The sequence below is a fragment of the Sphingomonas oleivorans genome (genome assembly GCF_003050615.1).
Classification (GTDB): Bacteria; Pseudomonadota; Alphaproteobacteria; order Sphingomonadales; family Sphingomonadaceae; genus Sphingomonas_H; species Sphingomonas_H oleivorans.
Window position 1 is genome coordinate 223465 of sequence record NZ_NWBU01000005.1, and the last position, 26739, is coordinate 250203.

Sequence of the window (26739 nt, forward strand, 5' to 3'; positions counted from 1 at the left end):
ACCGTTTTTGTTACATTGATGCCCGCGGAAAGGCCGAACCCACCTCCGTCCGAACGGTCCTTCCAGTCAGGGCCTGCGCTTCGGCTCCTTCACCCGAGCGTATCGGCGAGCATCTCTTCTATCGTCATGCCCGCCAGATGCCGCCTGAGCAGCGCGTCGAGCGATCCGTAGACACGGCCGAGCGCGGGCCGGATACCGCGTCCGATGGGGCATGCCTGATTGGGCGTGGACGCGTGGAGAGCGAATGGCGGCCCCTCCTCAAGGGCGTTGTAGACGTCGAGCAGCGTGATGGATCCGGGATTTCTGGCGAGTGTCCATCCCGCGTTCGCACCACGATGGCTTTCGACCAGCCCAGCCTTGTGAAGAAGCCCAAGCGTGCGCCGGATGACCACGGGATTGGTGTTGACGCTCAGCGCGATCCGATCGGACGTCACCGGATCAGGCCGCTTTCTGGCGACCAGGGCCATCCATGTCAGTATATGCACCGCCACGGTCAGGCGACTATTGGCGCTCATCGAGATCCTCCTATCGTAACCGTTGTTGTTACATTTAAGAGAGCTGTCAAGCAGGGCTGCTTAGGACGACGGCATTGACGATCGTTGATACAGAAATCCCGACGGGCGGCTCTGGATCGACCGGCTCTCCGAGCATCTGTTTGATACAGGTAAGCGCCCGCTCCTGGGGCGTCCACGGCAGCCCTGCCCACGGCAACTTTCGGGCAGGCATGGCTTTTAGCAGCCGATGCCGCACGACTTTCTCGCCGACAGCCTGATCCTCGCTTTCGCCGCATCCGCAGCCGGAGCCGTGATCGTCCGGTTCCGCCTCTCCCCTATCATGGGCTATCTTGCCGCGGGCGTCGTGGTCGGGCCCACCGGCCTGGACATGCTCTCCGATACCGACGGGATCCGCCTGCTGGGGGAATTCGGCGTCACGCTTCTGATGTTTGTCGTCGGCCTTGAATTTTCCTGGCCCCGAATGGTCGCCGCGCGGGGCGTGGTCTTCGGGCTCGGCAGTCTTCAGGTCGGCTCCATGGCCCTGGCCGGGACGGTCGTCGGCATGCTCGCGGGGGCTGCGATGCTGCCGAGCATGCTGATCGGGTTCGCCGCCGCCATGTCGTCCACGGCGATCGTCCACAAGCAGCTGTTGGATCAGGACGAGGCCACCAGCCACCATGGCGTGCTCGCCACGGGTTTCCTGCTGTTCCAGGATTTCGTCGCACTGTCCCTGCTCGCGCTTGTCGGCGCGCTCGACGAACGGGCCGCTCCGGACGCGGTGCGGACGATCGCGCGCCTGGCTATGGCCATCGCGCTTTTCCTGGCGGTGGCCCTGCTCGCCCGCCGCACGCTGGGCCGGCTCCTCGAATGGGCCGCCCGATCCGGATCCAACGAGTTCTTCCTCCTGTCGACGCTCCTCCTGATCCTGGGCACGGCCTTTGCCGCCGAGCGGCTCCATCTGTCGCTGCCGGTCGGGGCGTTCATCGTCGGCATGATGGCCGGGGAAACCGATTTCCGGCACCAGCTGCAGGAAGAAATAAGGCCCTTTCGCGATCTCCTCCTCGGCCTGTTCTTCCTGACGATCGGCATGGCCGTCGACCTGACCACCGTGGCAAAGGCGCCGCTCATCACGGCCGCCCTGCTGGCCATGCTCGTCGGGGGCAAGTTCGCGGTCGTCTTCGCCCTGGCGAGACTGAGCCATGCCGACACCGTCAGCGCCGTTCGAACGGCCGTCCTGCTGGCCCATGGCGGCGAATTCGCGCTGCTGATCGTGAGCCAGGCGCTCAGGACGGGATTGCTGCCCGGCGCCTATGGGCAGCCGGTGCTGACCGCCATGGCGCTCAGCATGTTCTTCGCCCCGGCGCTGGTCCAGTGGAACGGCCATATTGCGGCGCTTTTCGCCGGCAGGACCACGTTGGAAGCTCCCCACCTCGCAGACGAGGCGCGCATGATGGAAGGATCGAAATGCTTGAGGCATCATGTCATTCTCGCGGGCTGCGGCCCGGTCGGGCGGCTGGTGGCGACGGCGCTCGAATCCGCCGGTGTGGCCTATGTGGCGATCGAACGGGATACGGATCGGCTCCGCAAGGCACGGTCGCAGGGGCATCATATCCTGTTCGGCGACGCCGCCCGGCCGGGAATCCTGAAGGCGGCCGGCCTGAACAGGGCCGCCGTCGTCGTGGCGCTCCTCAACGACAGGCGCCGGCTGGAGCAGCTCGTGCGGCAGGTACGACAGCTTAACGCGGGAATTCCGATACTCGTCAGCACGCGCGACGATAGCGCGCTGGAACCCATCATGCAGGCGGGCGCGACGCGCATCTTCCCGGAAAATCTGGCCGCCGGCCTGGCGCTCGCGATGCAGACGCTTCTGATGCTTGGCATTCCCGCGCAGGATGCCGACGCGAAGATCCATGCGCTTCGCACGGAGCTCAACCCGGAGCTCGGCACGTTCTATCTGCGGTAGAAATTCATGTCGTGACGGCCGGCCGCAGCGACGGGCCCGATATGGGGGGACTGCCCCAAATGCATCGACGCGCGGAATGTCCGCAACCGCAATAGCGGCGGCTTGCCGAGAGCGCCGCTTCCGCCCCCATTCCTGTCATTCCTGAGGAAACGGTCAGCTCTCCGAACCGGACATTGGCAGCGGTCTTACCTACGGACGGCGGGCGCTATTTTGTTCGATAGCAAGCTTGATCGCTGCCGGAAGGTGCGTCTGAATTAGCTTCGCCTTGAAGGTTGCCCCGTCACTGGCTCTCATTCCTACAAGAACATCGGGGATCACTCCCGCGACCTCGTCGGAGCCGTCTGCACGGAACCTGACGCAATCGGGCAACTCAAGCGTCGCCCCGCTATTCTCAAGGACGGTGGGTGTGCCCCCCCGCGTATGGCCACATCCAGCTCCGCCCGTTCGACTGCCGACGATTACCGCCGCGCGATTGTCTTGGAGGACCGCTGCAAACTCCTCCGCGGCGGACCACGTTTCATCATCCACCAGCACCGCCAGCGGTCCGGACCAGACGGCATCGTGATACGGAAACTGCGTGATGCTGAAGACCAGATCGGCCCAGGGCTTGCCGGCAAATTCGCCCGCCCGCGCTGCTCCCACTAATCCCGTCGCATAGCCAGCATGGCCGACAAGAGGGCACGCCCCCAGTCCAGCGCACGCCTGCTCCGCGTCCCTGCGAGCAGCTTCAGCTTCCGCCGCCCAAAATAGCAGGCGTGATCGGTCATTCGGATCGGCGCCGGCTGCGGCTCGCCGAAGCTGCTCGGCCAAAGATTTCCATTGCGCGGACCAGTGGGAGCCACGAACGAAGCCACGCCGCGCGGATAGGATAGCCCTAGAACTTAAAATCCGGGCAGCAGCTTCCGCCCATTCACTTCCCCCACCATTGTCGGTCACATCAACCAGCAGGGCCGTTGCGCCGGCCGCTTTTAATGCCCTGACTTGTTCCTCTAAAGTAGCGGTAAACCTGTTGTACGACCATGTGAGAACGGCATCCTGGCACTTATCATCACAAGACTTGTCGGCCGGGATATGGAGCGCTTGAAGGGCTGCGTGGCAGATAAATGGACTGCCCTCCGGTTCGAAGACACCAATACGGATCACGCCGACATTCTGTTTGCCAAAGGGAATGATCCCTGCCGGGAACGGACTATCTTCACCCACCTGACGGTAGCCGAGGAGATGTGAGCCGATACCGGATGTACTACGATTGGCGTCGAATCCCATATCGTCACATATGTTGGACGGTTCCGGCGATGCTGGGGCCGGCGATGGAGAAGCAGGGCGCGGCCAATCTATCGTGACATGCCCGTCGCCGACACGTTGTATCAGACGGTCAAATATGCCCTTTGCTTCTGTGTCCGACGTGGCCGAACGAATGCGGGACGCCGCTCTATCAAAAAGGGTGGATAATGTGATCTCGCGATCATGCTCCAGCCAGTCGATATTGGCATATTTCGTTTTGAACGCCTGCTGAGCTTGGGAGAGATCGGCAAGCCAAGGTTGAGGCGACCACGTTTGCGAAGGCACCGGAGCAGCCGCGGCCAACCCGATCGCGCAGCAAACCGAGATTACTGAGCGCATAGTTCCCCCTTGAAGGCGAACATGGACCCCAATGCCCAGTTGCGCAACGACCGCTTCTTGACCCGGACGACGGAAAGCAGATGAGGTGGAGGGCTCCCGCTCCCGGCATCTGAGCGCCAAAATGTGGAAGCTGTCGAAGCGACCACGAGCCAAGGGAGCCACCCGTCATGGAGATTAGCACAGGTGCAGCTAATGCCGCCAGCCTACGTCAGACCATATGCAAAGCGCGGTAACCGGCCCCCAGCGGCTAAGCGCCGAGGCGGGAACATCTGCCGATGCACTGTGCCTCACCGTCAAATACGTAACGAATCCGGGACGCGGGAACAGGTGCATCAACCGCCGCGTTTGTGCTTTGCACCATTGCGAGGTGACCACCATTGCGAGGAGACATGGCGATGGGCGAAGCGAGCGACAAATCCAAGGGCGCGATCAACGAAGCCGTGGGCAAAGCGAAACGCGCGGCCGGTGTCATAGCCGATCGGCCCGATATCGAAGCCGAGGGTGCCGCGCAGGAATCCACCGGCAAGGTGGAGCGGGCCAAGGGCGCCGTAAAGAAGGCCGTAAAGGACATTATCGATAAAAACTGACGGATCCGCCCCTGCCGATCTTCCCGAAAGCGGACGCAACCGGAGAAGCGGCTGGGGCGTAACTGTCGGTCAGCCTGGCGCGTTCAGCGTTCGCTGGAACAGGGCGAGCATCCCTCCCATCGCCTGCAGGAACAAAGCCGGATCGTAGCGGGGCCCTTCGTCGCGCAGGAAGGCATGGGCGGCATTCACCTCATGCCACTCATAGCGCGCGCCGACCTCTTCCAGCCGCGCCCTTATCGCCTCCCGCCCGGCGAAGGGAATGTGCGGGTCCTGGCGTCCCCAGACGAACAGCGTCTCGGCCTTCAGCTCGCCCATGCGCGCAAGGCTGTCGTCCGCCTTGCCCGCGCCCAGCGTCCCGCTATGAATATCGGTGGCGTAGAAGCAGGCTGCGGCGGCCACGGCCGGATTGAGCGCCGCGCGATAAGCGAGATGCCCGCCAAGGCACAGGCCCATCGTCGCAAGCCTTCCGCTGCAGGCCGGATGCTGCTGCAGGAAGGCGAGCGCGCTCATCGCATCGGCATCGAAGGCCGCGACCGGCTTGGTGAATTTGAGCGCATTGCCACGATCCGTGCCCGCCTGGTCGTAGCGCAGCACGGTGCCGGGCGCCTCATATTCGTGATAGACCTCGGGCACACCGACGCAATAGCCCTGCCCCGCCACCATCGCGGCGAGCCGCCGGATCGGGCCGGTCAGCTGATAGATTTCGGAAAAGAGCAGCACGCCCGGGAAACGGCCCGGAACGGCGGGCCGAAACAGGTGCAGGCGCATCGGCGCGCTTCCCGGGACGGGAATGTCTTCATATTCGTCACTGCGAATGATCATCGGCAATCCTTGGCTGCGAACGGGAGGGCGGGCCTCTTTCGGACAAAAGGAAAGCCTATCCGCACCGCTGTCCAGCCCCTCTAGCCCGCTTTTCCCGGGCGCGCTCCGCCGATCGGCGGCAAGATGGCGCTGCCTCCGGCGCCGGCCGGAGATCGCCGCGCGAAGCTGCAAGGCGCCGCTGTCATCAGACGGTCATCCAAATCTTGCTATCGCGCCGCCGCGAGCGTGACGGAAATATTTCCAGGGTCGGATGTGAGCGATAGGCGTGAAGTTGTCAGGTGGGTAGCGCTCCATATTCTACCCCATGAGGCCGATGTCCGGAAATGGCTGCATCGATCCATTGCCGAACCGGCGGATGTGAACGACCTCATCCAGCAGGCCTATTGCCGGCTTTCCGAGTTGGACTATGTCGGCCATATCAGAAATGGGCGTGCCTATTTCTTCGCCACCGTGCGTTCCATCCTGCTCGAGCGCATCCGGCGCGAACGCATCGTGCAGATACAGGCGGTGACGGATTTGGATGCCTTGTGCATCGTAGATGAGAGTCCCTCACCGGAAACAGTCATAGGCGCCAAACTGGAATTATGTCACGTCCTGAAACTGATCAACAGCTTGCCGGCCGCCTATCGCGACGTGCTGAAGCTGCGGCGGATAGAAGGCTTGTCGCAGAAGGAGACTGCGATGCGTCTGGGAGTGACGGAGAAGGTGGTCGAGAATAATTCGACGCGGGGGCTGAAGATGCTCCTGGCAGCGCTCACGCAAGCGCGTGCCGCCGGCATGGCCGTCGAGCCGATCGACGACGACAAGCATCTGCGTCATGCGCGATATTGAGACGATAGCCGCCGAATGGGCCCTGCGCGTCGACGCGGGCAGGCTCGAGCCGGCGGCGCGGGCCGATCTCGATTCCTGGCTCGCCAGCGATCCGCGGCACAGGGGGGCTTTCCTTCGCGCGCAAGCGGGCCTGTGCCTGATCGACGAGGCCCGGGACCTGGACCATGCGCGCGAACCGTCCGGCGTCGAGACGGTCCTGCAAGCCTCTCCGCCGCGACGCCCATGGCGTGTCGCCGCCGCGCTGGCGACGGCCGCCTGCGCGGCGGGCCTTGCCATGTTCATGGCCCCCACCCCGCCAAAGGGCGTGCACCAGACCGCGGTGGGAGAATTGAGGCAGGTCGCGATGGAGGACGGCTCACTCGCGGTGATCAATACCGACAGCATCGTTCGGGTGGCGCTTGCGGAGGATCGCCGCACGATCGACCTCAAACAGGGAGAGGCCTGGTTCGAAGTGGCGAAGGATCGCCGGAGGCCGTTCGTGGTCGATGTCGGGCAGGTTCATGTGCGGGCGACGGGCACGGCCTTTTCGGTGCGCAAATTGCCGCAGGCGATTCAGGTCGTCGTGACCGAAGGCGAAGTTCTGGCCTGGAACGATGATCGGCCCGAGCAGCGGGTCGCCATCAGCGCCGGCAATGAGGCTTCGCTTTCGCTGCTGTCGAGCAGGATGCCGATCGTGCAACCGGCGAAGGAGCAGGCCCTTGCGTGGCGCGACGGCCATATCGTGCTGGATGGCCTCACGATTGCGGAAGCGGCAGAGGAGTTCAACCGCTACAATCAGCGAAAGATCGTAATAAGAACAGCAGAGCTCGGTCGATCGAAGATGGTAGGATATTTCAAGATAAACCAGCCGGGTCTATTTGCCGGAGCCGCCGCCCGGGTCACTGGAGCAAAGGTTTCCTACTCAGACAATGATATTGTAATGTATATGTAACATTACAATATCTGAAAAAATTTCAAACGAAGTGAGGGATACGCGCTGCCCATTCATCTCAAGGGGTACCATATAGGGGGGCACCTTGGATGTTTCGGCAGAATTATCTTTTCTCAACCGCTCTTATTGCCACGGCTGCGACGCTGATCCCGGCGGGTTCGGCGCATGCCAAGACGTACAGCTTTTCCGTGCCGGCGCAGCCGGCGTCCAGCAGCATTCCGCGATTTGCGAAGCAAGCCGGCATTCAGATCCTGATATCCGCGCCCTTGACGAGCGGGGTCAGGACGAATGCGCTATTCGGCAATTATGATGCCCGGCACGGACTGGAGATGCTGTTGCGCGGCAGCGGGCTCCGCGTCTCCTCCTGGGAAGGCACCGTCGTAACGCTCGACCGCGGCCAGGCGGTGAAACGGGAAGCGCCGGCTTCCGAAGACGCCCGCAACGTCGGTTCGGAAGAGATCGTTGTGACCGGCGTGACCGCGCCGTTCCGGTCCAAGGACAATTCCACCACGATCGTCGAGACTGCCGTCTTCGACGATATCGAGACCATGGCGAGCGACGGCTCCATTGCGTCTATGCTGGTGCAATTGCCCGGAATCAGCACCGAGGAGGATGCCGACCAGCCTCGCTACATCACCGTGCGCGGCATTTCCGCGGATCTCAATCACACGACGATCGATGGCCTGACCATCGCGACGGTAGGCGAATCCGGCTCCGGAACGCGGCGCACCAATCTTCAGCTGATCCCCAGCGATCTGTCGGTGCGCACCGATCTTACCAAGACATTCACCGCCGAGCAGGATGCAGGCGCGATCGGCGGCGCGATCAACATCGTCACCCGCAGTGCGTTCGATCGCAGCCAGCGCAACTTCTTCGTCGATGCCTATGGCATTTATTCCACCTTCGGCGGCGAAAAGGGCAGCAATGCGGGCGGCGACAGCCGGCGGCACTGGGGCGCGGGCCTGAAGGCCAATTTCGCGAATCGCTTCGGCGCCGACCGCGAATTCGGAATCGTCCTGTCCGGCCGCTACGAGGATCGCGTCCGCAACGGCGCGAAGCGGTGGCAGGACAATAAGATGTTCTTCGACGGCGCGGGCAAGAATCTCAGCGCGCCCGATGCCGGATTGGGGTGGAACGGGCTCGTGGCCCCGGGCAATCATGGCTATGGAAGCTATACGAACATACTTAAATCCTATGGCGGCTCGGCCAAGCTCGAATGGCAGCCCGCGGATGGTTCCGCTTATGCGAGCATCGTCGGCTATGATTATTTTCGTCGTGAATCCTCGACGATGAACTCCAACTGGGTCGATGCCGCGAAATGGGTGGGGGATCAGACGCCGGAAGGCGGCCGCCAGCGGATCACCTATATAACCGAAAACTGGCGCCACAATCAGTGGAAGCGCGAGAATCGCGGCGTTCTGACCAATTTCAACTGGAACTTCGACAGTTCGCAACTGGCGGTACGCAGCGGGCTGACGGAAGAAACCTATGATGACTGGGAGCCCTATCTCGGCGGCAGGGCGCAACCGCGCGACCAATATCTCACCTACGCCTCGACCGATCTTCCGCAACTCGTCTCGATCGACAGGCCGGAGATCATTCACGACAGCGAATATCTGATGAGAACGCAGCGGGAGGCGTGGCATGCCGCCAAGCAGCGCATCTTCGACGCGCGGATCGACTATTCCTATAATGTAGGACGACAGGCGCGGGGATTCGGCTTCGTCACGGGCGCCGAGTGGCGCAGGTTGACCCTCGACAAGGATGTGGAGAGCCTCAACTACCGGGCATCCGGCCGGGCCAACGACTATCTCTACGATCCGGGCTTCAAGCCGATCGGCTCCAACTATAGCTTCGCCTGGTTCAACTATGAAAAATATCGCGCGCAACGGTGGGACAATGTGCCGCTGGACCCGGCCGCGAGCGCCTATAGCAGCGGGGCGGCGGATTACCGCTTCAGGGAGGACACCGCGGCGGCATATGCATCGCTGCATTACAATCTCGCCAATACGACGATCGTCGCCGGCCTGCGCTATGATGATGTGCGGTTCGTCGCGCACACGCCGCTGATCGAGGAAGGCGCGCTCACCGGCCAGATCGCCAGGAATGAAGGCGGCTATGACAACTTCCTGCCTTCGCTGAACATCGTGCAGCGCTTCGGCGAAGACACGAATCTGCGCCTCTCTTATTCCCGGACGCTGGGCCGCCCCACCCCCGGCAATCTTGCAACCGCGCAGAGCCTGTCCTGCGGCGACAATGAGGAAGGCGGCGCGGACTGCACCATCACGCGCGGCAACGCCAAGCTCCAGCCGCGCAGGTCGCGAAACCTCGATCTGACCGTCGAGCATTATTTCAACGGCAACAACGGCATGATCCTTCTGGGCTATTTCAGGAAGGACATAAAGGACGACATCTTCACGCTCCGGACCGAAGAGATCATCGACGGAGACCTGTATCTCATCCGGCAGCCGGTAAATGCGGCCAAGTCGTCGATCCAGGGCATCGAGTTCGCCTATGTCAACAGAGGGATCCCGATCGGCGATCACATAGTCGATGCCTCGTTCAACGCCGCCTACATGATGGGCGAGATGAACTATGTTTCCGATGGCGCGTCGCGCAAGCTGGACAGGCTGGTCTCGCAGCCCGACCTGATCGGCAATGCTTCGCTGACATATCGTATTCCCGAAATCGGCGGCGCAGCGCGGGTCAACGTAAATTATCGCAGCGAATTCGTCAGCTCGATCGGTGCCACCCCATGGCAGGACAGGGCGAACGACGATCTGACGATGGTAAATCTCGCCCTGTGGCACAAGGTAACGGACAACATCACGTTCAAATATGAATGGAACAATGTGTTCGATGCCCAGCCTCGCTATCTCATGGGTGAAAATCTGGAATGGACCCGGCAGATCGACGATTATGGATCGGCACTCTTCTTCCACGTCATCTTCGATCTTTGAGCCGACCTCCGGCAGATAGCAGGGCTATTCAGATGATAAGCTACGATCGTCGCAAGATCATGGCCGGCCTGCTGGGGATGGGAGGGGCCGGCCTTGTCGCCGGCCCCGCGACCCTGGGCAGCGCATTCGCGGCAGAGCGGGAGCATCCGAGGAACCTGAAGGAAAACCCCGTCTTCATCCAGTCGCCGTTCCAGCTCGGCGTGGCCTCGGGCGATCCCAGCGCGGACGGTTTCGTCATCTGGACGCGCCTGGCTCCCGAGCCGCTCGCCCCCGGGGGCGGCATGGCGATGGTGCCCATGCTCGTGAGATGGGAGATCGCATCCGACGAGCGCTTCGCCACGATCGTGGCGCGCGGCGATGCGATCGCCCATCCCGAGTTCGGCCATGCCGTTCATGTGGAACTATCCGGGCTGCAGCCGGATCGACCCTATTGGTATCGTTTCCTCTGCGGATCCGAGCGGAGCGTGCCCGGACGCGCGCGCACCTTTCCCCAGCCGGGGGCGCCGAAGGATCGGGTTCGCTTCGCCGTCGCCGGCTGCCAGCAATATGAGGAAGGCTATTATACCGCATGGCGGCGCATCGCCGAGGAACCCATCGACTTCCTGTTCCATTATGGCGACTATATCTATGAGGGCCGCGACAGCGGCGGCGGAACGCGATTGCTGGGCGACCGGCCCTTCGTTCCGCTGCGACGCCATGTCGGGCAGGAAATCTATTCGCTCGACGATTATCGGCGACGCTATGCCCAGTATAAGACCGATCCCGATCTTCAGGCGGCGCATGCGGCCGCACCCTGGTTCATAAGCTTCGACGATCATGAGATCGATAACAATTGGGCGGCGGATGCCGATCAGGACGGAACGCCTGTCGAGATCTTCCGCTTCAGGCGGGCGATCGCGATGCAGGCCTTTTACGAACATATGCCGTTGCGCCGCCGTTCCCTGCCGGTGAACGGCCATATGCAAATCTATCGCCGCGCGCAGTATGGCGACCTGCTCCAGGCGCATTTCCTGGACACGCGGCAATATCGCAGCGACCAGGCGCAGAATGATCGCGACAGCATCATCGACGCCGAGGTGCTCTCGCCGCGCCGCACGATGCTCGGCGACGCGCAGGAGGCATGGCTGTTCGACGGCCTCGACCAGAGCCGGGCACGCTGGAACCTGATCGCGCAGCAGGTGATGGTGATGGCGCTGGGCCGCAAGACGTCCGCGGCCTCTTCCGATCTTATCTACTCGATGGATCAATGGTCCGGCTATCAGCACAGCCGCAGACGATTGCTGCAGCATATTCATGATCGTCGCCTGGCCAACGTCATCATCGTCAGCGGCGATGCGCATCGGCACTTCGCCGGCGATGTCGTCATGGAGGATCAGGACAAGGTCATCGCGAGCGAATATCTCGCGACCTCGATCACGTCGGGGTCCGATGGCACCGGCGAGGGAGATGCCTTCGACCATTCCGTGCGATCGGGGGGCAACGGCTTCCTGAAGGCGATGATCGACAGGCGCGGCTATGTCCTCTGCGATGTCGATCGCGAAACCTGGCGCGGCGATCTGAAGATCCTCGACACGGTCATGGAACGCAACGGACGGCTATCGACCTTTGCAAGCTTCATCAGTGAACGCAATGAACCGGGATTGAAACGCGCATGACGCCATAGCAGCCGCAGCGGGCTTCAGGCGTGTCCAGCGGCGACAATAAGCTTGGGAAATAGACGGCCGGGCGGCACCATCATCGCACGTTCTTTAACAGCGGGTCACTGGTCAAGGGCGGAACTGTTTGGTTCCTGTTCGGGCAGGAACAGAAGCGGTTGGACCGCAAGGGACCCAGGATTTGCCCTTGGCGCGCTGCCCAGCTGGCCCCGGAAGCGGTCGATCAGGGCTCGCGCCTTATTGAATAACAATAAAAGTTGTTGACAGAAGGCGGAGCTTCCTTATTGATTATCAATAAGGAGATTGTCATGCGGAAGCGGGAAGGACTGATATGGGGCGCGTCGGTGATCGTGCGGATCGCCTGTATCTCCAACCGGCTGTTCCTCTTGGCCGTCGCCATCGGGCTGGCTGCAACATGGATTCTCGCCGGCTTTTTTGGAAGGCTGCTGGCCGAGCCCAACCCCGAAGTGAACCTTCCGGCCGCGATGACCGGCATCCGCCTCCTCATGCTCATCGGCATCGCCATGGCGGTCGCTACCGACAGGCTTCTGGTACCGCTCGCAAAGATCATCGCGACTGCCCGGGCAGGCGACCCGTTCATTCTCGCCAACGCCCAGCGGCTGCAAGCGATTGGCTGGGCTCTCCTGGCACTGCAACTGCTCGACATTCCCTGCGCACTGCTCGCGAGATTTTGGCCGAGCCTCGGCTCAGCCGCGCCGAGCGGTGATGTCTCGGTGGGAGGTTGGATCGCAACGTTGATGGTGTTCGTGCTCAGCCGCGTGTTTGCTGTCGGCTCGGTCATGCGGGACGAACTGGCAGGCACCGTCTGAGCTATGCCCATCATCGTTCATTTGGACGAGGTGCTGGCACGCCGGCGCATGTCTCTCACGGAACTTTCGGAGGCCGTCGATATCACCCTAGCCAACCTGTCGATCCTCAAGACCGGCAAGGCCAAGGCCGTTCGCTTTTCAACGCTGGAAGCAATCTGCGACGTGCTGGAGTGCCAGCCCGGCGAGATACTCTCCTACCGGCCTGACGACCGGCCCGGCAGTTGACGGAGGATGGGCCGACCGAGCCGGGAAATAGGCACCTCATTTGGAGTGACCGTCCATGGTCGAAATCGCAGCTTATCGCCTCAACCTGCTGCGCGCAGGCTACCTCCTGCTCATCATCGGTCTCGGGCTGACCGTCTGGCCCTCGATCCTCGATCCGGCCAAAAGCTGGGAGCTGACCCGCGGCGTCGTCGTGGCCATGCTTGGAGCCCTGTCGCTGCTAGCGCTCATCGGCCTTCGCCATCCGCTGCGCATGTTGCCCCTCCTATTCTGGGAGGTGACCTGGAAGACGATATGGCTTCTCAGGATGGCGCTACCGCTATGGGCTGGCCATCGGCTCGACGCAGCCACGACGGAAAACGCAGTGGAGTGCCTGATGGTGATCCTCATCGTCGCGGTCATTCCTTGGGACTTCGTGCTCCAAGTCTATGTGAAAGGATCGGGGGACCGCTCGCGTCGGCACGCATCGCAATAGCGCCACTGCCGAGGGTAATCGGCAGCTTTGCGGGTTGCTGGCTCACAAATTTGCTGGCTCTGGCCGTGACGCTTGCGGCAGCGATCCGCCTGCCGATGATCGCAACGGTGCTGATCGGGATGGGCTCGGCCGCTTTGCTGCGCTGGCTATTGGGATAGTAGCCGATCCGCCAATGATCCACCTTTTCAGATGAACGCCAGGAGGCATGATGTCCAAGCACGTTCGAGGCACCCGCGTCACGGTACCTGACATCCGCGCACGCAAGAGCGGAGAGAAGATTGTCTGTCTGACGGCGTATACGAAGCCGATGGCCGAACTGCTCGACCCACATTGCGACATCTTATTGGTCGGTGACTCGGTTGGCATGGTACTGCACGGACTTCCCAGTCCCGTGGGCGTAACCCTCGATATGATGTTGTTGCATGGGCAGGCTGTGATGCGTGGAAGCCAGCATGCTCTGGTCGTGGTCGATCTTCCCTTTGGCAGCTATGAGCGCGGCCCCGACCAGGCTTTCAAAACGGCATCCAAGGTCATGAGAAAAACGGGCTGTCAGGCTGTCAAGGTCGAGGCCGCGGAGGGCGTTGCAGAGAGCATTTCGTTTCTCGTTTCGCGAGGAATTCCGGTGATGGGACATGTCGGCCTTCGTCCCCAAGCCACCAATATCGATGGGGGATTCAAGGCAAAAGGGCGGACAGCCGATGAGAGAGAACGCGTCTTGGCTGAGGCGCGGGCTGTGGACGCTGCAGGCGCGTTCGCAATCCTGGTCGAGGGCGTTGCGCCCGACTTGGCGGATGAGATTACGGCGACTGTCAAAGCTCCGACCATTGGGATCGGCGCGTCCAAGGACTGTGATGGGCAGGTTCTTGTGACTGACGACATGCTGGGGCTGTTCGATTGGACGCCGAAATTTGTCCGGCGCTATGCCGACCTACGGGCGCTTATCGATCGGGCTGCCTCTCAATATTCGGAAGACGTGCGGACGGGCCGATTTCCTGCAGAAGCGGAGATCTACAAGTTGCGGACGGTTCGTGGCTCGTAAAGTCGATCGAGGATGATCCCTGGCGGGGCGTGTCAATCTCGCAGCTTGGGGGAGCGATGCGCGCTCTGCGGCCAGACGAGCCGGAAACGGCATGTTGCTGCTCGCGGGCCAGGCGGACCGGCCCGAGGCGGTCTTTGGCTGAGAGACGCGCGGCGCCCCCTGCCCCCCTCGCACTCGTCGCCGCGCGCATCGCAAGCTTCACCGATGATTTCGCCTGGAAGCGGAGCGACGGCTTACGGCCGGTTTCGTCAAAGCACCCTATCCGCCATGTCCGGTGTCGGTATCCAGCATGTCGCACGCCTGCCGAACAGCCTGTAGCGGTTGCGCGCTATCCATCGATATGGCGGATCGCGCAGGATCTTGGGAACGAGGCGGAGCAATCCCGCAAGGCGCCAGGGCCAGCCGAGGCCGACATAGATTGCGAGCACCGCGTCGCTGTCGCGAAGCGCCTTGCCGCCTTGGACCAGGATGATCGTGTCGGGATCATCCGGATCGATGCCGTGGCGGCGGGAGAGATCGGCCCCCACCGCGCCCTGCATCGCCGCGAGCCGGAAGCGCCGGGCCTTGTCATGGTGCAGCACGAATTGCGCGTTCGCCGAGCAGAGGACGCATTGCGCGTCGAACAGGATGATGGGGTGATCTTCCGCCATGGCCGGACCTTATATGGTGCGTTGAGATCCCGCTTGCCCACCTCCACCCCGTCCCAGCCGGCTTGCGTGGCTCGATCGAAGGCCCGTTCGACCGAGGGACCGCGGGTCATGGTCAGCGCCTTTCGATCGGGGCCAGGCGGCCGGAGTAGCGGATGATTGGACCGAGCCAAAGCAGGTCCACCGGAATGGCGAAAGCGAAGGCGCCGTCCTGCTGCGTCTCGATCGCGGCGCATGCGGGCCGCAGCGCGCGCGGCAGGGGCAGGCCGAGAAAGCGGAAACCGATCAGGTCGAGACGAAGCGCGCCGTCGGCCACGGACAAGCGGAAGATGTTGGTCGCCGGACCCATATGCTCGACGAGCAGCCCGTCCCTCGCCACGAGCCGGGTGGAGTAGCTGCGTTGGCCGAAGGTCCGATGCCAGTGCTCGCCGTCGCGAAGCCGCGAGAAGCGGATGAGGGTCGGCACATCTTTTCCGGCGGCTGGCAGGCGCATCATCCGGCAGAGCAGCCGGGCGAGCGGATGGCGGCTGACCCAGATATCGGCCCTGCCGGCGAGCGTGAGGTCCGCGTCCGCATCGTGGACCGCGCGCACGGCGGCCGGCAGCGCGTCCATCGCGGGGCCGAGCAGGCGGCGAAAGAGGGACGCGTTCACCATAGATCCGGCTTCGTGATCATGAGCCAGAAGATTGCGATCACGCCCAGGAAGGCGGGCCAGCCCAACCAGAACCAGATGCGCGACAGGCGGAAATAGCAAGGCGGCAGCGCTTCGCCGTCGCGGACCGCATCGGCCATCCGGCGCATCCGGATCTGGATCCACACCACCGGCAGCCAGCAGGCGCCGACCAGCAGATAAAGGAGGATGGACGCGAGCAGCCAGCTCGTGGTGAGGGGAAAGCCGGCGAGGTGGGCGAGCCAGACACCCGTCACCGGCTGCACGATCACCGCCGGGGTGGTGAACAGCCAATCGGCGAGCACCACGTTGCGGTTGACCACCCGGCGCGCGGCGAGATCGCCCGAGCGGTTGGCCATCCAGCCGTGAAAGGCGGTGCCGAGCCCGGTACCGAACAGCAGCGTCGAGCTCAGCACATGCACGGTCTTGAGCAGCAGATAGTCAACCACGGTCGGTCTCCAGGGCATGGACGGCGAGCGTGAGGCCGAGCACGCCCAGATTCTTGACGAGGGGACCGAAGGGATCGGCCCAGAGCGCCGGAAAGCAGATTGCGAGGATCAGGCTGTAGCCGGCCATCACGAGGATCGAGATGACCGCCGCAGCGCGCAGCCGGATCCGCAACAGCAGCGCCAGCCCGATCGCGATGTCGATCAGCGCGGCGCCGCCGAGCGCGACCGGCGCGGCGGCGCCGGTGATCCCGGCCCCGGCCAGCAGGGCAAGGCTGTGCGCCCATGATGTCAGCGTAAGCGGAACGATCCCGCCAGCAAGCCAGACAAGCGCGAGCAGGCCGCGCAGCACCGGCCGGAGGGGCGCCAGGCGGGCTCCGGCAAGGTCGGTCGATGTGGCGGGCGTGCGCGCCAGGGCGCGGTCGAGCGTCGCCGGGCGGAAACCGCAAATGGCGATGAAAGGCTCGACATCGCCGACATTGCCGGCGCGCAGCATGGCCAGGCTCTCCGGCGTTACCGCGCCGAGGCCAATGCGTTGTCCCAGCCAGGCGGTTGCCGCGATGAGCCGCACCGGAACGGGCAGGAACCGCGCCGATCCCAGTCCGAGCCAGCGGCGGAAGCCGAGGGTGATCGCATCCGTCGTCATCGGCGCGGGGCCGACGGCGTCGATCCGCGTGGCGATGCGGCCGGGACGGCCGAGCAGGCGCACGATCGCCTCGACCAGATCATCGACATGGATCGGCTGGAGCAGCCAGCGGCCGGACCCGAGCCGGAACGGCAGAGGAAGGGCAGCGAGGCTCGCGAACAGGGCGGTGCTTTGCCCACCGCGCCCGACGATCAGCGACGGGCGGACTACCGCCCAGTCCATCCGCTCACCCGTCGGATCGAGGCCGGCGAGATGATCGTCGGCGGCGCGTTTCGAGCGATGATAGCGCGTCACCGCATCCTCATTGGCCCCCAGCGCCGAGATCTGGATCACGCGCCGCACGCCCGCGGCGAGGCAGGCGTCGAACAGCGCCCGGGCGCCTTTGTCGTGAACTGCCGCATAGCGCCCACCGGCATCGCGGATCAGGCCAGCGCAGTTGACCACGGCATCCACGCCGGCGAGACGCGGCAGCCATTCCGCCATGCCATCGGTCGCGAGGTCGCAAGCGAGAAAGGACAGGCCGGGCAGCAGCCGGTCGAGCCGCCGCCGGTCGCGGCCGGCGGCGCTGACGCGCACGCCGTCCGCCGCCAGCCGGCCGGCGAGATGCCGGCCGACGAAGCCGCCCGCGCCCACGATCAGGACGTGCATCTCAGGCCTCCCTCAAGCGGCCGCGCGGGGGCTGCGGCTCCACACGGCGAAGCCCATGCCGATCAGCGCGAACAGGATGCCGGTCAGCGCGCTGGCGACGGTGCCCTTCACCAGCCGCACCGGATCGGTGGCGATCGCGCCGATCGAGACGATCAGCATCGGCGTCGCCACCATCATCGCGGTCGACCAGACCGTCCAGAAACGCGAGCGCTGCTCGGTGCCGCACATTTCGCCGAGCAACACGGACAGGGGGCGCCACAGAGTCACGGCGGCAAACAGCGCCAGCAGCGCGGTCATCGAATAGGCCAGCAGCAGGGCTGCTATCGGGGTCAGCATGGCAGGTCTCCTCGGTTCGCCACCCGGATCGGGTGGTGCGAGAAGATCAATGCGAATGGCATGCCAATTGCGAAAAGTGCCGGAAAACGGGCTTTCGCTAGGAATTGGCAAGGCCTTGCTGTTAACGTCGTGAACGGGAGCGGCGGAAGAGATGTCAACGATGGATATAGCAACAGGTGTGGAGGCCTATGTCGGCGCGCTGGCGCTGACCGCGCTCGCCAGCCTGCTCCTAGGCGCATTCGTTGCGACGCGCGCGCGGGCGCTGCCGGGCGGCGTGCTGCTCGCCATGTTTCTCGCCGGCGTGGCCGCGTGGAGCGCGGCGCAGGCGGTGCCGGCGCTGATCGGCCCGGCGGCGGCGCCCTTCACCACCATATTGATCGCGCTTTCGCCCTTGCCCGCCGCCGCCTTCGTCCACCTCGTTTTCGCCTTTGCACTATGTGGTGCGCTGCGGCCGGTGGCTCTGGTCAGTTATGCGGTCGCGACCTTCGCCACGCTGATCGGCCTGATTTTCGGTGTGGGCGAGGTGGTGCCGTGGCACGGTTTTCCTGGCATGTTCGTGCCTTCGCCGGCAGGCTGGAGCGTGCTCGGCGTAGCGGCCGCACTGTCGGTGGCGGGGCATCTCCGACTTGCCCAGACCTGGCGCGAGCAGCAGGGACTGCACAAGCGGCAGGCGGGCGCCATGTTCGTCTCCAGCCTGATCGGCCTCGTCGCGCTGACCGGTTTCGCGTTTCCCGCGCTTGGTCTCGAATGGTATCCGTGGCCCATATTGCTGCTGCCGCTCTACTCGGTGGCATTGGTCTACGGCATCTTGCGGCACCGCTTCATGGCCGTGAACCTGTGGGCACGGCGCGGGCTCGTCTGGCTGATGCTGGTGGCGCTGGCAGGCGCGGCGAGCGCCGCGATTGCCACGCTGCCCTTGGCGCTGGCGGGCCGCCCGGCGGGGCTGTTCGGCACTTGGTTCGCCATGGCGGTGGCGCTGGCGATCGGCATCCTCATTCTCGCGCCGCTCAAGCGGCTCGCCGACCGCATTGTCTTCCCGGGAGGCCGGGTAAGCGAGACCGACATCGCCATATGGCGCGACCGGCTCGCCGAGGCGATCGACGTGGAGGAACTGGAGCGGTTCGCAAACGATCTTCTGGCGCGTCGCCTGGCAATGCCGGCCGGAGAGGAAGGGCCTGCAATCACCGTGGCGGGCGACATGGCCGCACTGATCGGCTGGGATGACGCGCCGCCCGCAACCCGTCACCTCGCCGAGCGTTTCGCCGCGCTTGTAGGCGAAGCCGCGCGCCGTCTCGCGGCCGCCGCCAGGCTGGTGGATGCTGAGCGCGAACGGCAGCAGCAGGCGCGCCTTGTCGAGCTCGGGCAGCTTGCCGCGACGGTCGCGCACGATCTGCGCAACCCGCTCGGCATCGTGAAGATGGCCGCCACCGGCGCACCCGCCGACGTGCGCGCCGAGATAGGCGAGCAGGTGGCGCGCATGGACCATCTCGTCGCCGACATCCTCGATTATTCGCGCGCCTGGACAGTAAGGCCCGAGCCGGTCCGCCTCACCGAGCTCGTCGGCCATGCCGGCGTCGAGGCGGACGTGCCCGACGACCTCATGGTGATGGCGGATCGCAGGGCGATCGCGCGCGTTCTCGCCAATCTGATCGACAATGGCCGCGCGCTTGGCTCGCGGGTGGCGGTGATCGCCAAACCTGGCCCGGCCGTTACGCTCGACGTCTGTGATGACGGCCCCGGCGTCCCGCCGGAGATCGCCGACAGCCTGTTCCGTCCCTTCGTTTCGCGCCGGCAGGGTGGCACCGGGCTCGGCCTCGCCATCGTCCAGCGGATCATGGAGGCGCATGGCGGCTCGGTCACCCTCGCCCAGCGGCCCGGCTGGTCGACCTGTTTCCGGCTTACCTTTGGAGACCCCAGATGAGCGGCATTCTGCTCGCCGACGATGAACCTGCATTCCAGCGGCTGACGGGCGCATGGCTGCGCGGCCTCGGTCATGAGGTCCGCGTGGCAGGAGACGGCGATGCCGCCAAGGCCGCTTTCGCGGAGAAGCCGGCCGATCTCGTGCTGCTCGACCTGGCCATGCCTCCGCATCACGATCCGGAAGCGGGTCTCGCGCTCATTCCGGCCTTTGCGCCCGCGCCGGTCGTGGTCATGACGGGCCATGCCGATCATGCGCTCGCGCTGAAGGCGATCGACGCCGGCGCCTGGGATTTCCTCGCCAAGCCGGTCGACCCTGACCTGCTGCGCGTGGTCGTCGCGCGCGCGATGGAGCGGGCCCGGCTGGCGCGCGAGCTGGCCGAGCTGAAGGCGCAGGCAGGGACCGCTGAGGATATGGGCCTCGCCGGCGCCTCCGCGCCTATGCAGGCGCTGCGCGAGCTCATCCGCCGGGTGGCGCCAACGCGGCTGCCGGTGCTGGTGCTGGGGCCGAGCGGCACCGGCAAGGAGCTGGTCGCCCGCGCGCTTCATGAAGCCTCGCCCCGCGCTGGGAAGCCGCTGGTGCCCGTCCATTGCGGCGCGATCCCGGCCGAGCTTCTCGAAAGCGAACTGTTCGGCCATCTCAAGGGCAGCTTCACGGGCGCGGTCGCAGACCGGCCGGGCCTCGTCGAGACGGCCGAGGGCGGCACGCTGTTCCTCGACGAGATCGGCGAGATGCCGGCCGTCATGCAGGTCAAGCTGCTCCGCTTCCTCGCCGACGGAAGCTACCAGCCCGTGGGCGCCCGCACCCCGAAGACCGCCGATGTCCGCATCGTCGCCGCCACCCATCGCGATCTGGCCGCCAGGGTCGCGGACGGCAGCTTCCGGGAGGATCTTTTCTATCGCCTCAAGGGTGTCGTCCTGCGGACGCCGCCGCTTGATGAGAGGCCGGGCGATGTCGCGCTGCTCGCCGCGCTCTTCCTGCGCCGCGCGACGGACGCAGCGGCGCGCTTTACCCCCGAGGCGATGCGATGGCTGGCCAGCCGGAACTGGCCTGGCAATGTCCGTGAGCTCAGGGCGGCGGTGGAATGCGCCTCCGCTCTCGCGCCGCGATCGGCCACGGGGATCCTGGTCGACGCGGATGACCTGGCTTTCGCCGTGGGCGAAGGCTCGCTTCCCAATTCCGGGGCGCCGTCGGCAATGCGCCCGCAATCGCTCGAGGAGGAACTCGCGGCTCTCGAAAGGCTACGGATCGTGCAGGCGCTCGAGCGGACCGGGCACAACCATACGCATACTGCGCGCGAACTCGGCCTGTCTCGCGTCGGCCTGCTCAAAAAGCTCGATCGAATGGGCTTGAGATGATGTGGAGGCCGCTGCCGCTATGTCCGCTCATTGTTGTCCCGGCCGGGAAGCGGGCAGTCCGGAAACGGCCGGTTTCGCTGCGCATGGTCGAACGATAGTTGTTCGACGCCTGCCCCTCCCCTACTGGAGCCTGGAATTCTCCAAGCAACTGCTCACCCATGCCAAGGTCGCTGTCGCGGCCGGTGTCGGCTATGGCGAGAAGGGCGAAGGGTTTGTCCGCATCGCCTTGGTCGAGAACGAACACCGCATCCGTCAGGCGGCGCGAAGCGTGAAGCGCTATCTTCAGTCGATGGGTGTCAACATGCCCTCGGGTAAGGGCGATTGACATGCCGCTGTTCGAAGGCCTCGCGGCCTTCCCGATCACACCGGCTGACCGTCGGAGAACTTGGCCCCAAAGCCGCAGCAATCACCCTGATCGGCTAGCACGCGCCAGCCCATGCGCTACCAACCGGTCTATGACTTCGGGATAAGCAACGCCGCTGGCCGCCATCACCTTGGAATACATGCTGATGTCGGTAAAGCCGGGGATGGTATTGAGTTCGTTGACGAGGATGCGCATCTCCGCGGTGACGAAGAAATCGGCGCGGGCCATGCCATCGCAGCCGAGCGCGCGGAAGGCCTTTCCCGCCATATCGCGCATCCGGCTCTCCACCTCCTCGGGGAGCTCCGCCGGCACCTTCAACGCCGCGCCGTTCTCGTCGATATATTTCGCGTCATAGCTGTAGAAGCCGTGGCTCTCGGCTGGCACGATCTCGCCGGGACGGGAAATGAAGAGGCCACCTTCGGGATCTTCCAAAACGGCGCACTCGATCTCACGGCCCATGATGAATTCTTCGACGAGGAGCTTGCGGTCGTGTTTGAAGCCTTCAGCGAGCGCCGTCTCGTAATCCCGCTTCGTCGCGACCTTGCTGACGCCGACGGAAGAGCCCTGCCGCGCCGGCTTGACGAAAACAGGCAGGCCGAGCTTGCTTTCGATCTCCGCGAAGGCCGGCGCGGCGCCGTGGTGGATCGTGACTGATCGTGCGGCGGCCAAGCCGGCCTCATTGAAGAGCCGTTTGGCGATGTCCTTGTCGAGCGCTATTGCGGACCCGAGAATGCCGCAGCCGACGAGCGGCACGCCAGCCACCTCCGCGAGCCCCTGCACTGATCCGTCCTCGCCGTGGAGACCGTGCAGCACCGGAAAGAGGATACAGACCTTGGGCAGCTCATAGGGAGCACCATCGGCCGGGATTGCCATCATCCGTCCTCCTCCGCCCGGCACGAAGCAGACTTCCGTTCCGCCCGAGGGTTTTGCCAGCTTTCCATCTTCGAAGCTGCCCAACAGCCATTGTCCCTCGCGCGTGACGAAGACGGGAACGGCCTCATATTTCGCGGGGTCCAGCGCACGCATGACATTGGTTGCCGAAAGAACTGAGACGTCATGTTCGGCGGAGCGTCCCCCGAAGAGTATGACAATGCGCAGCTTGTCTGAAGAAGTTCCCACGAAATACTCCAAAGGTTCATGTTTTGACAGGGGTAGCAGCTCACAGCGATGCCGCGATTTGCGAGAAGCTTAAAGACCGCTCGACCTCCGCGTTTAGGTTAGTGCTACGGTATGTTGATTGTGATGGCTGCCCACCCTTCCGCGACGTCCTTACAACCCGCTTCTGTCAGCCCACTCCCGAGGCCAACCAAGTCTATACTGTGTTTGCTCACCGGTTCACCGCGTGGAACGACGTGTAGCTTGCGCTACGTGCAAATTGATCACCGTCTCTCCTTGTTCGAAACGCAAGGAGATCAGGATGACGATCGATCGATACCGTATTTTTATGCCTGTGCCTCCTCGATGTTCGAGGACCATCTCGTCGCCTTTGTCGACGAGATGGTCGAACTCGATCATGCGGAGAGCACGGTCAAAATCTATCTGAGCTGCATAACCGATGCCGCCAAGGCAATGCGTGCTGCAGAAGCCGCGGCATGCGATTCGACGCCCGACCCTCCCCTGCTGCCGGTCCGTCTTATGGTTATGGCCTTTGCGCCGGGGACGAGGGGGCGGACGCGCTGGTCCTCGCACCTATGTCCTACACGCCGCTGACGCAGGAGGAAGCCTATCAGCATGACCGCGCGGTGGCGGGCGCAACCGGCCTGCCGCTGTGCATCTGCAACAATCCGAGCGACCCATTTCACCTTTGGTGCGGCGCTTCTCGCCCGCCTTGCCGATATTCCGAATATCGCGGCGTTGACCGCCGGCGCGTGGCCAAAGCCTTTTGGGCTTGTTCTGATGAGCGCGCGAAGTGACTTAAGCCCCCCGATCGTGGAACCGAGGCGCCATAGCGGACAGGCTGAATCCACCCCGTCCAACCATTACTGATTCCGTGAGCCTGGCGAGCATAAAAGGACGCATGAGGGTGGCTTGCGGACCGCCGGCTTGCGGGCAAAACAATCCGAGAGCGGCCTTTAGTGCGGCACGCGATTGTTGCATTCTGCCCTACTGAGCCGCGCCGACCACCAGATGCGTTATGCGTTCATGGGCGTCCGTCAGGTGGAAGCCATGTTCGTCGATATCGTGCAGACAGCTGTTAACATCGACGCCTGCATGAGGCTCATCCCTGTGCATCTCGGTGGACTTGAACGGCGTCCAAGGGCCACGGCTTTCGGGAAGATTGGCTGCATCCTCGGCTCGTGTAAAACCGAACACGCGTCCCGGGCCTCTGAAAATATAAACTTGCATCACGTCCCTCCGCTTCAGCTTTTCAACGACGGCCTTGAACTTTACATGCTGTAAAGTCGCAATCAGATGGCCTGGAGTTTACACCGTGTCAAGTGAGGAAGTCACAACCCGATCGCGCATCTTGCAAGCGACGCTCTCTTTGATCGAGCGCGGGAACGTGGCGATCAGCATGAGCACCATCGCCAAGGAAGCCGGGCTGTCGCGTCAGGCGCTATACCTCACTTTCGCGGACAAAGCCGATCTGTTCATTGCGGCGCTCCGATTTGCCGATGGTCGGCGCGGCATAGTTCAGGAGCAGGCATGCATCCGAGCGGCAAAGACCGGCACCGACGCATTGGTGGCGATCGTCGATCTCCAGGCGCGGCTCAGCCCTGCCTACAAGCGCTTGGCCGACGCGTTCGAGTTGCTGCGCCGCCAGGATGCCGCTGCCGAAAAGGCTTGGCAGGATCGACAGCAAGACCGATTGGAGGGCTGCCGCATCGTGGCAGCCCGCATTTCTGCTGAGGGCGATCTCCGAGCCGATCTCACCGTTGAGGCTGCTGCTGATCTCATCTGGTCGACGACGTCATCGACAGTTTGGGACGATCTTGTAGTGAAGCGCGGGTGGAACGAGATGAACTACCGCACGCACTTGGTTGAGCTGCTGCTTTCCTGGCTGAAAGGAAGCAGCTGACCCGCGATGCGAACGACCGCATGTAGGCACGGGAGCAATCGAGATCTTCGTGCCTGCATTGGTCGTGAGCGGTCGGGTCGTGAGCGGTCGGGCGGCAGCAAGCTGAACGGAGGATCGCTTTCCTCGGCTTCCGCCCGAAAGCTGCCGGACCGCTATCGGCCAGTTTCGCTGGTTCGCGAATCCGCCGCTTGCGAAGCGATGGTCTCGAACAGGAGCAGTCCGCCTTCGACAAGCCTGCGATGCTCCACCCTGTTGCTCCGCAACGGCGCATGGTCGAACGATATATTTTCTATGCCCGACCCTCCCCTGCTGCCGGTCCGTCTTATGGTTATGGCCTTTGCACCGGGGACGAGGATCCGCGCTTCCCGATAGGCGGGCGTGGAAAGCACATACCAAGGCTCGCCCGGCACCAGCGGATAGAGGCCGAGCACCGAGAATACATACCAGGCGGTCATCGCGCCGGCATCGTCATCCATGCCGTCGGCAAATCCCTGGGGGGCGAGGTTGAAGCTCCGTCCGTGCCAGGGCGCCGCGCGCTTGGCGGCATTGGTGTAATGATGGTCGATCGGCTGCGTCAGTATCTGCCGCACGATCGCCTCGCTCTTGTCCGGCCGGCCGCGCCAGGCGTGGAGGAAAGGCGCATGGATATCGGGCTGGTTCGTCATGTTGAACAGGCCGCGCGCGAAGAAGGCGTCCAGCTCCGCATCGAAGCGATCGGGTCCGAGCGTCCGGGCGAGCCAGGGCAGGTCGAACACCGGCGCCCAGCGATATTGCCATAATGTGCCCTGATAGAGCCCCCGCGCCTTCACCACATCCGCGTCCGCGCCCAGATCCTCGAACACCGAGCGCCACATGCTGCGATAGCCTAACGCCTGCGCGCCGAAACGCCTTGCCGCCCCGGCATCGCCAATATCCCCTGCCAGCTGCGCGATCGCCCAATCGTCATAGGCCGCCTCGATCTGCTCGTCTGGCGTCCGGCGTGCGAGCGTCGGGCTTTCCGCGATCATATGGTCGAGCGCCGCCCGCGCATCGAAACCGTCAATGCCCTTGCGGCGAAAATCCAGCAGGGCAACGCCGGCATGTTCGGTCCGCACGCTCAGAAAAGGCTCCTGCTTCGTCGCCCAGCGTTGTTTGCCTTCCGCGTAGAGCGACACGAGCGATCGGGCGATGTCCGCTGCCCGCGCGGGATCGAGCAAGGCCAGCAAGGGCATCTGGGTACGATAATTGTCCCACAGCGCCCAGCCGGTATAGCGTTGCCGTCCGGCAGGAACATAGTGGATCCGTCCATCGCTGCCCCGGAAGCGGCCATCGGGATCGGCTATGGCGACCGGCGACTGCATCACGCGGAACAGCGCCGTGTAGAAAAGCGCCTGTTCCTCGCGCGAGGCGTCGATCCGCACGCGATGCAGCTCATGATTCCAGTTGCGCAGCGTTTCCCGCGCGACGATGTCGAACCGGCGCCCGCCAAGCTCGGCCGCCCGCACCCGCGCCGCCGCTTCGGCATCGACCGAGGAGAGGCCGGTGCGCAGCTCGATGATGTCGCCCGCGTCCACGCGCAGCTCCAATGAGGCCCGGCCGGATGCATCCAGCAGGACCGGGGCATCGACGCGACGGCCATTGCGGCTCAGCTCGCTGGCGCTGTGGATATGATATGCGCCGACATCGCAGACCGTGCCCGCCGAAAGCGAGGCCCGCAGGTCGTTCCAATTTCCGCTCTCCCACCGGGCGGAAAGGCGCTTGCTATAGGAATGGTTGGGATCTGCGCTGAGCGTCACCCTGCCCGCGCGCGGCAAGGTGAAGCGGATGATGCCCGAACCCCGCGTCGCCGTCAGCTCCGCGACGATGCCGCTGCCGTAGCGAACGCTGTAATAGCCCGCATGCGCCCGCTCGCTCCGCTTGTCGATGCGCGCCGCACGCGCCGCGCCGGCATATTCGAGCATGACCAGCATGTCGCCGCCCGCTCCGCCGCAGCCGACGCCGCCCCCCCGGCTATGGGAAAAGCCGATCAGCCTGTCCGCCGCATAATCATAGCCGGCATGATTGGCGGGACTGGTATCGGGGCCAAGCTGCACCATGCCATAGGGCGCCACCGCCGCCGGGTTGAGCTGGCCGAAATCGGCCAGCGTGCCGACGAACGGATCGACCAGCCGCCCCGGCTCCCGGGCGAGCGCCGGGCCATGCCCGGCAGCGCACACAGGCGCGGCGCATAGGGGCGCCAGCAGCCAGGCTATCCGCCTCATCATCCGCGTCATCAT

At 64.1% G+C, this 26739-nt stretch carries 25 protein-coding genes and 1 pseudogene; 15 read left to right on the top strand and 11 right to left on the bottom strand.

Features of this window, described 5'->3' with window-relative positions:
- Positions 1 to 89: 89 nt before the first annotated feature.
- Entirely contained in the window at positions 90 to 515 is a 426-nt protein-coding gene (locus tag CLG96_RS06500; RefSeq protein WP_107967057.1) for an Rrf2 family transcriptional regulator, read from the bottom strand.
- Between the two features lie 226 nt (positions 516 to 741).
- On the opposite strand from CLG96_RS06500, the gene CLG96_RS06510 reads away from it, so the two are divergent.
- Positions 742 to 2457, top strand: a complete 1716-nt coding sequence (locus CLG96_RS06510; RefSeq protein ID WP_107967058.1) for a cation:proton antiporter domain-containing protein — start codon at positions 742 to 744, stop codon at positions 2455 to 2457.
- A gap of 189 nt (positions 2458 to 2646) precedes the next feature.
- On the opposite strand, the gene CLG96_RS06515 is transcribed toward CLG96_RS06510, so the two are convergent.
- Positions 2647 to 4026: a S41 family peptidase gene (locus CLG96_RS06515; RefSeq protein WP_165799564.1), complete on the bottom strand. Its 1380-nt coding sequence runs from the start codon at positions 4024 to 4026 to the stop codon at positions 2647 to 2649.
- A gap of 449 nt (positions 4027 to 4475) precedes the next feature.
- On the opposite strand from CLG96_RS06515, the gene CLG96_RS06520 reads away from it, so the two are divergent.
- Positions 4476 to 4667, top strand: a complete 192-nt coding sequence (locus CLG96_RS06520; RefSeq protein WP_107967271.1) for a CsbD family protein — start codon at positions 4476 to 4478, stop codon at positions 4665 to 4667.
- A 69-nt stretch (positions 4668 to 4736) separates the two neighbouring features.
- On the opposite strand, the gene CLG96_RS06525 is transcribed toward CLG96_RS06520, so the two are convergent.
- On the bottom strand, positions 4737 to 5489 hold the full coding sequence (locus CLG96_RS06525) for a dienelactone hydrolase family protein (protein WP_107967060.1): 753 nt from the start codon (positions 5487 to 5489) through the stop codon (positions 4737 to 4739).
- 123 nt (positions 5490 to 5612) lie between these two features.
- Between CLG96_RS06525 and CLG96_RS06530 the strand changes: the two genes are divergently transcribed.
- From CLG96_RS06530 to panB, 8 genes are all read left to right on the top strand, one after another.
- Positions 5613 to 6320, top strand: coding sequence for an RNA polymerase sigma factor (locus tag CLG96_RS06530; protein WP_107967061.1), 708 nt, complete (start codon positions 5613 to 5615; stop codon positions 6318 to 6320).
- Positions 6307 to 7251 (top strand): FecR family protein, encoded by a 945-nt coding sequence (locus CLG96_RS06535; protein ID WP_107967062.1) that lies wholly within the window; start codon positions 6307 to 6309, stop codon positions 7249 to 7251. The genes CLG96_RS06530 and CLG96_RS06535 overlap by 14 nt, the downstream gene beginning before the upstream one ends.
- An 89-nt stretch (positions 7252 to 7340) precedes the next feature.
- On the top strand, positions 7341 to 10211 hold the full coding sequence (locus CLG96_RS06540; RefSeq protein WP_107967063.1) for a TonB-dependent receptor: 2871 nt from the start codon (positions 7341 to 7343) through the stop codon (positions 10209 to 10211).
- 32 nt (positions 10212 to 10243) lie between these two features.
- On the top strand, positions 10244 to 11866 hold the full coding sequence (locus CLG96_RS06545) for an alkaline phosphatase D family protein (RefSeq protein ID WP_107967064.1): 1623 nt from the start codon (positions 10244 to 10246) through the stop codon (positions 11864 to 11866).
- Positions 11867 to 12174: 308 nt separating this feature from the next.
- Positions 12175 to 12696: a DUF2975 domain-containing protein gene (locus tag CLG96_RS06550; RefSeq protein WP_107967065.1), complete on the top strand. Its 522-nt coding sequence runs from the start codon at positions 12175 to 12177 to the stop codon at positions 12694 to 12696.
- 3 nt (positions 12697 to 12699) lie between these two features.
- Complete coding sequence (locus CLG96_RS06555) at positions 12700 to 12921, top strand: helix-turn-helix domain-containing protein (RefSeq protein WP_107967066.1); 222 nt, start codon at positions 12700 to 12702, stop codon at positions 12919 to 12921.
- A gap of 55 nt (positions 12922 to 12976) precedes the next feature.
- Complete coding sequence (locus tag CLG96_RS06560) at positions 12977 to 13393, top strand: hypothetical protein (protein ID WP_107967067.1); 417 nt, start codon at positions 12977 to 12979, stop codon at positions 13391 to 13393.
- A 205-nt stretch (positions 13394 to 13598) separates the two neighbouring features.
- The gene (gene panB / locus CLG96_RS06565) at positions 13599 to 14432 is read left to right on the top strand and encodes a 3-methyl-2-oxobutanoate hydroxymethyltransferase (protein ID WP_243395657.1); all 834 of its coding nucleotides are present in this window, start codon (positions 13599 to 13601) and stop codon (positions 14430 to 14432) included.
- Between the two features lie 248 nt (positions 14433 to 14680).
- Here the strand turns inward: panB and CLG96_RS06570 are convergent, their stop codons facing one another.
- The 5 genes from CLG96_RS06570 to CLG96_RS06590 all read right to left on the bottom strand — a co-directional run bounded on the left by CLG96_RS06570 (position 14681) and on the right by CLG96_RS06590 (position 17825).
- Positions 14681 to 15082: a thiol-disulfide oxidoreductase DCC family protein gene (locus tag CLG96_RS06570; protein ID WP_107967068.1), complete on the bottom strand. Its 402-nt coding sequence runs from the start codon at positions 15080 to 15082 to the stop codon at positions 14681 to 14683.
- Between the two features lie 112 nt (positions 15083 to 15194).
- Positions 15195 to 15734, bottom strand: coding sequence for a DUF4166 domain-containing protein (locus CLG96_RS06575; RefSeq protein ID WP_107967069.1), 540 nt, complete (start codon positions 15732 to 15734; stop codon positions 15195 to 15197).
- Positions 15728 to 16198, bottom strand: coding sequence for a DUF2269 family protein (locus CLG96_RS06580; protein ID WP_107967273.1), 471 nt, complete (start codon positions 16196 to 16198; stop codon positions 15728 to 15730). The genes CLG96_RS06575 and CLG96_RS06580 overlap by 7 nt, the downstream gene beginning before the upstream one ends.
- Positions 16191 to 17489: an SDR family oxidoreductase gene (locus CLG96_RS06585; RefSeq protein WP_107967070.1), complete on the bottom strand. Its 1299-nt coding sequence runs from the start codon at positions 17487 to 17489 to the stop codon at positions 16191 to 16193. The genes CLG96_RS06580 and CLG96_RS06585 overlap by 8 nt, the downstream gene beginning before the upstream one ends.
- 12 nt (positions 17490 to 17501) lie before the next feature.
- Complete coding sequence (locus CLG96_RS06590; RefSeq protein ID WP_107967071.1) at positions 17502 to 17825, bottom strand: hypothetical protein; 324 nt, start codon at positions 17823 to 17825, stop codon at positions 17502 to 17504.
- A 160-nt stretch (positions 17826 to 17985) separates the two neighbouring features.
- Between CLG96_RS06590 and CLG96_RS06595 the strand changes: the two genes are divergently transcribed.
- The 3 genes and pseudogenes from CLG96_RS06595 to CLG96_RS06605 form a co-directional block, all read left to right on the top strand.
- The gene (locus CLG96_RS06595; RefSeq protein ID WP_107967072.1) at positions 17986 to 19746 is read left to right on the top strand and encodes a sensor histidine kinase; all 1761 of its coding nucleotides are present in this window, start codon (positions 17986 to 17988) and stop codon (positions 19744 to 19746) included.
- On the top strand, positions 19743 to 21101 hold the full coding sequence (locus CLG96_RS06600) for a sigma-54-dependent transcriptional regulator (protein ID WP_107967073.1): 1359 nt from the start codon (positions 19743 to 19745) through the stop codon (positions 21099 to 21101). The genes CLG96_RS06595 and CLG96_RS06600 overlap by 4 nt, the downstream gene beginning before the upstream one ends.
- A 127-nt stretch (positions 21102 to 21228) precedes the next feature.
- Positions 21229 to 21426: pseudogene (locus CLG96_RS06605) on the top strand (aminotransferase); the annotation flags it as partial.
- An 81-nt stretch (positions 21427 to 21507) separates the two neighbouring features.
- Here the strand turns inward: CLG96_RS06605 and CLG96_RS06610 are convergent.
- Positions 21508 to 22596, bottom strand: coding sequence for a D-alanine--D-alanine ligase family protein (locus tag CLG96_RS06610; protein WP_207796616.1), 1089 nt, complete (start codon positions 22594 to 22596; stop codon positions 21508 to 21510).
- A 228-nt stretch (positions 22597 to 22824) separates the two neighbouring features.
- Between CLG96_RS06610 and CLG96_RS18680 the strand changes: the two genes are divergently transcribed.
- A complete protein-coding gene (locus CLG96_RS18680) occupies positions 22825 to 23175 on the top strand; it encodes a hypothetical protein (RefSeq protein WP_165799566.1) in 351 nt (116 codons plus the stop codon).
- A 393-nt stretch (positions 23176 to 23568) separates the two neighbouring features.
- On the opposite strand, the gene CLG96_RS18490 is transcribed toward CLG96_RS18680, so the two are convergent.
- Positions 23569 to 23811, bottom strand: a complete 243-nt coding sequence (locus CLG96_RS18490; protein ID WP_133175370.1) for a hypothetical protein — start codon at positions 23809 to 23811, stop codon at positions 23569 to 23571.
- 85 nt (positions 23812 to 23896) lie between these two features.
- Between CLG96_RS18490 and CLG96_RS06630 the strand changes: the two genes are divergently transcribed.
- On the top strand, positions 23897 to 24484 hold the full coding sequence (locus CLG96_RS06630; RefSeq protein WP_279330559.1) for a TetR/AcrR family transcriptional regulator: 588 nt from the start codon (positions 23897 to 23899) through the stop codon (positions 24482 to 24484).
- A gap of 152 nt (positions 24485 to 24636) precedes the next feature.
- On the opposite strand, the gene CLG96_RS06635 is transcribed toward CLG96_RS06630, so the two are convergent.
- Positions 24637 to 26727, bottom strand: a complete 2091-nt coding sequence (locus CLG96_RS06635) for a glycoside hydrolase domain-containing protein (RefSeq protein WP_243395659.1) — start codon at positions 26725 to 26727, stop codon at positions 24637 to 24639.
- Positions 26728 to 26739 lie beyond the last annotated feature (12 nt).

Coding starts and splice junctions, on each gene's coding strand:
- CLG96_RS06595 (WP_107967072.1), top strand. CDS start 17,986: ATGGATATAGCAACAGGTGTGGAGGCCTATGTCGGCGCGCTGGCGCTG.
- CLG96_RS06520 (WP_107967271.1), top strand. CDS start 4,476: ATGGGCGAAGCGAGCGACAAATCCAAGGGCGCGATCAACGAAGCCGTG.
- panB (WP_243395657.1), top strand. CDS start 13,599: ATGATGTCCAAGCACGTTCGAGGCACCCGCGTCACGGTACCTGACATC.
- CLG96_RS06570 (WP_107967068.1), bottom strand. CDS start 15,082: ATGGCGGAAGATCACCCCATCATCCTGTTCGACGCGCAATGCGTCCTC.
- CLG96_RS06525 (WP_107967060.1), bottom strand. CDS start 5,489: ATGATCATTCGCAGTGACGAATATGAAGACATTCCCGTCCCGGGAAGC.
- CLG96_RS06560 (WP_107967067.1), top strand. CDS start 12,977: ATGGTCGAAATCGCAGCTTATCGCCTCAACCTGCTGCGCGCAGGCTAC.
- CLG96_RS06635 (WP_243395659.1), bottom strand. CDS start 26,727: ATGATGAGGCGGATAGCCTGGCTGCTGGCGCCCCTATGCGCCGCGCCT.
- CLG96_RS06545 (WP_107967064.1), top strand. CDS start 10,244: ATGATAAGCTACGATCGTCGCAAGATCATGGCCGGCCTGCTGGGGATG.
- CLG96_RS06530 (WP_107967061.1), top strand. CDS start 5,613: ATGGCGCTGCCTCCGGCGCCGGCCGGAGATCGCCGCGCGAAGCTGCAA.
- CLG96_RS06540 (WP_107967063.1), top strand. CDS start 7,341: ATGTTTCGGCAGAATTATCTTTTCTCAACCGCTCTTATTGCCACGGCT.
- CLG96_RS06500 (WP_107967057.1), bottom strand. CDS start 515: ATGAGCGCCAATAGTCGCCTGACCGTGGCGGTGCATATACTGACATGG.
- CLG96_RS06600 (WP_107967073.1), top strand. CDS start 19,743: ATGAGCGGCATTCTGCTCGCCGACGATGAACCTGCATTCCAGCGGCTG.
- CLG96_RS06575 (WP_107967069.1), bottom strand. CDS start 15,734: ATGGTGAACGCGTCCCTCTTTCGCCGCCTGCTCGGCCCCGCGATGGAC.
- CLG96_RS06555 (WP_107967066.1), top strand. CDS start 12,700: ATGCCCATCATCGTTCATTTGGACGAGGTGCTGGCACGCCGGCGCATG.
- CLG96_RS06510 (WP_107967058.1), top strand. CDS start 742: ATGCCGCACGACTTTCTCGCCGACAGCCTGATCCTCGCTTTCGCCGCA.
- CLG96_RS06550 (WP_107967065.1), top strand. CDS start 12,175: ATGCGGAAGCGGGAAGGACTGATATGGGGCGCGTCGGTGATCGTGCGG.
- CLG96_RS06585 (WP_107967070.1), bottom strand. CDS start 17,489: ATGCACGTCCTGATCGTGGGCGCGGGCGGCTTCGTCGGCCGGCATCTC.
- CLG96_RS06535 (WP_107967062.1), top strand. CDS start 6,307: ATGCGCGATATTGAGACGATAGCCGCCGAATGGGCCCTGCGCGTCGAC.
- CLG96_RS06590 (WP_107967071.1), bottom strand. CDS start 17,825: ATGCTGACCCCGATAGCAGCCCTGCTGCTGGCCTATTCGATGACCGCG.
- CLG96_RS18490 (WP_133175370.1), bottom strand. CDS start 23,811: ATGCAAGTTTATATTTTCAGAGGCCCGGGACGCGTGTTCGGTTTTACA.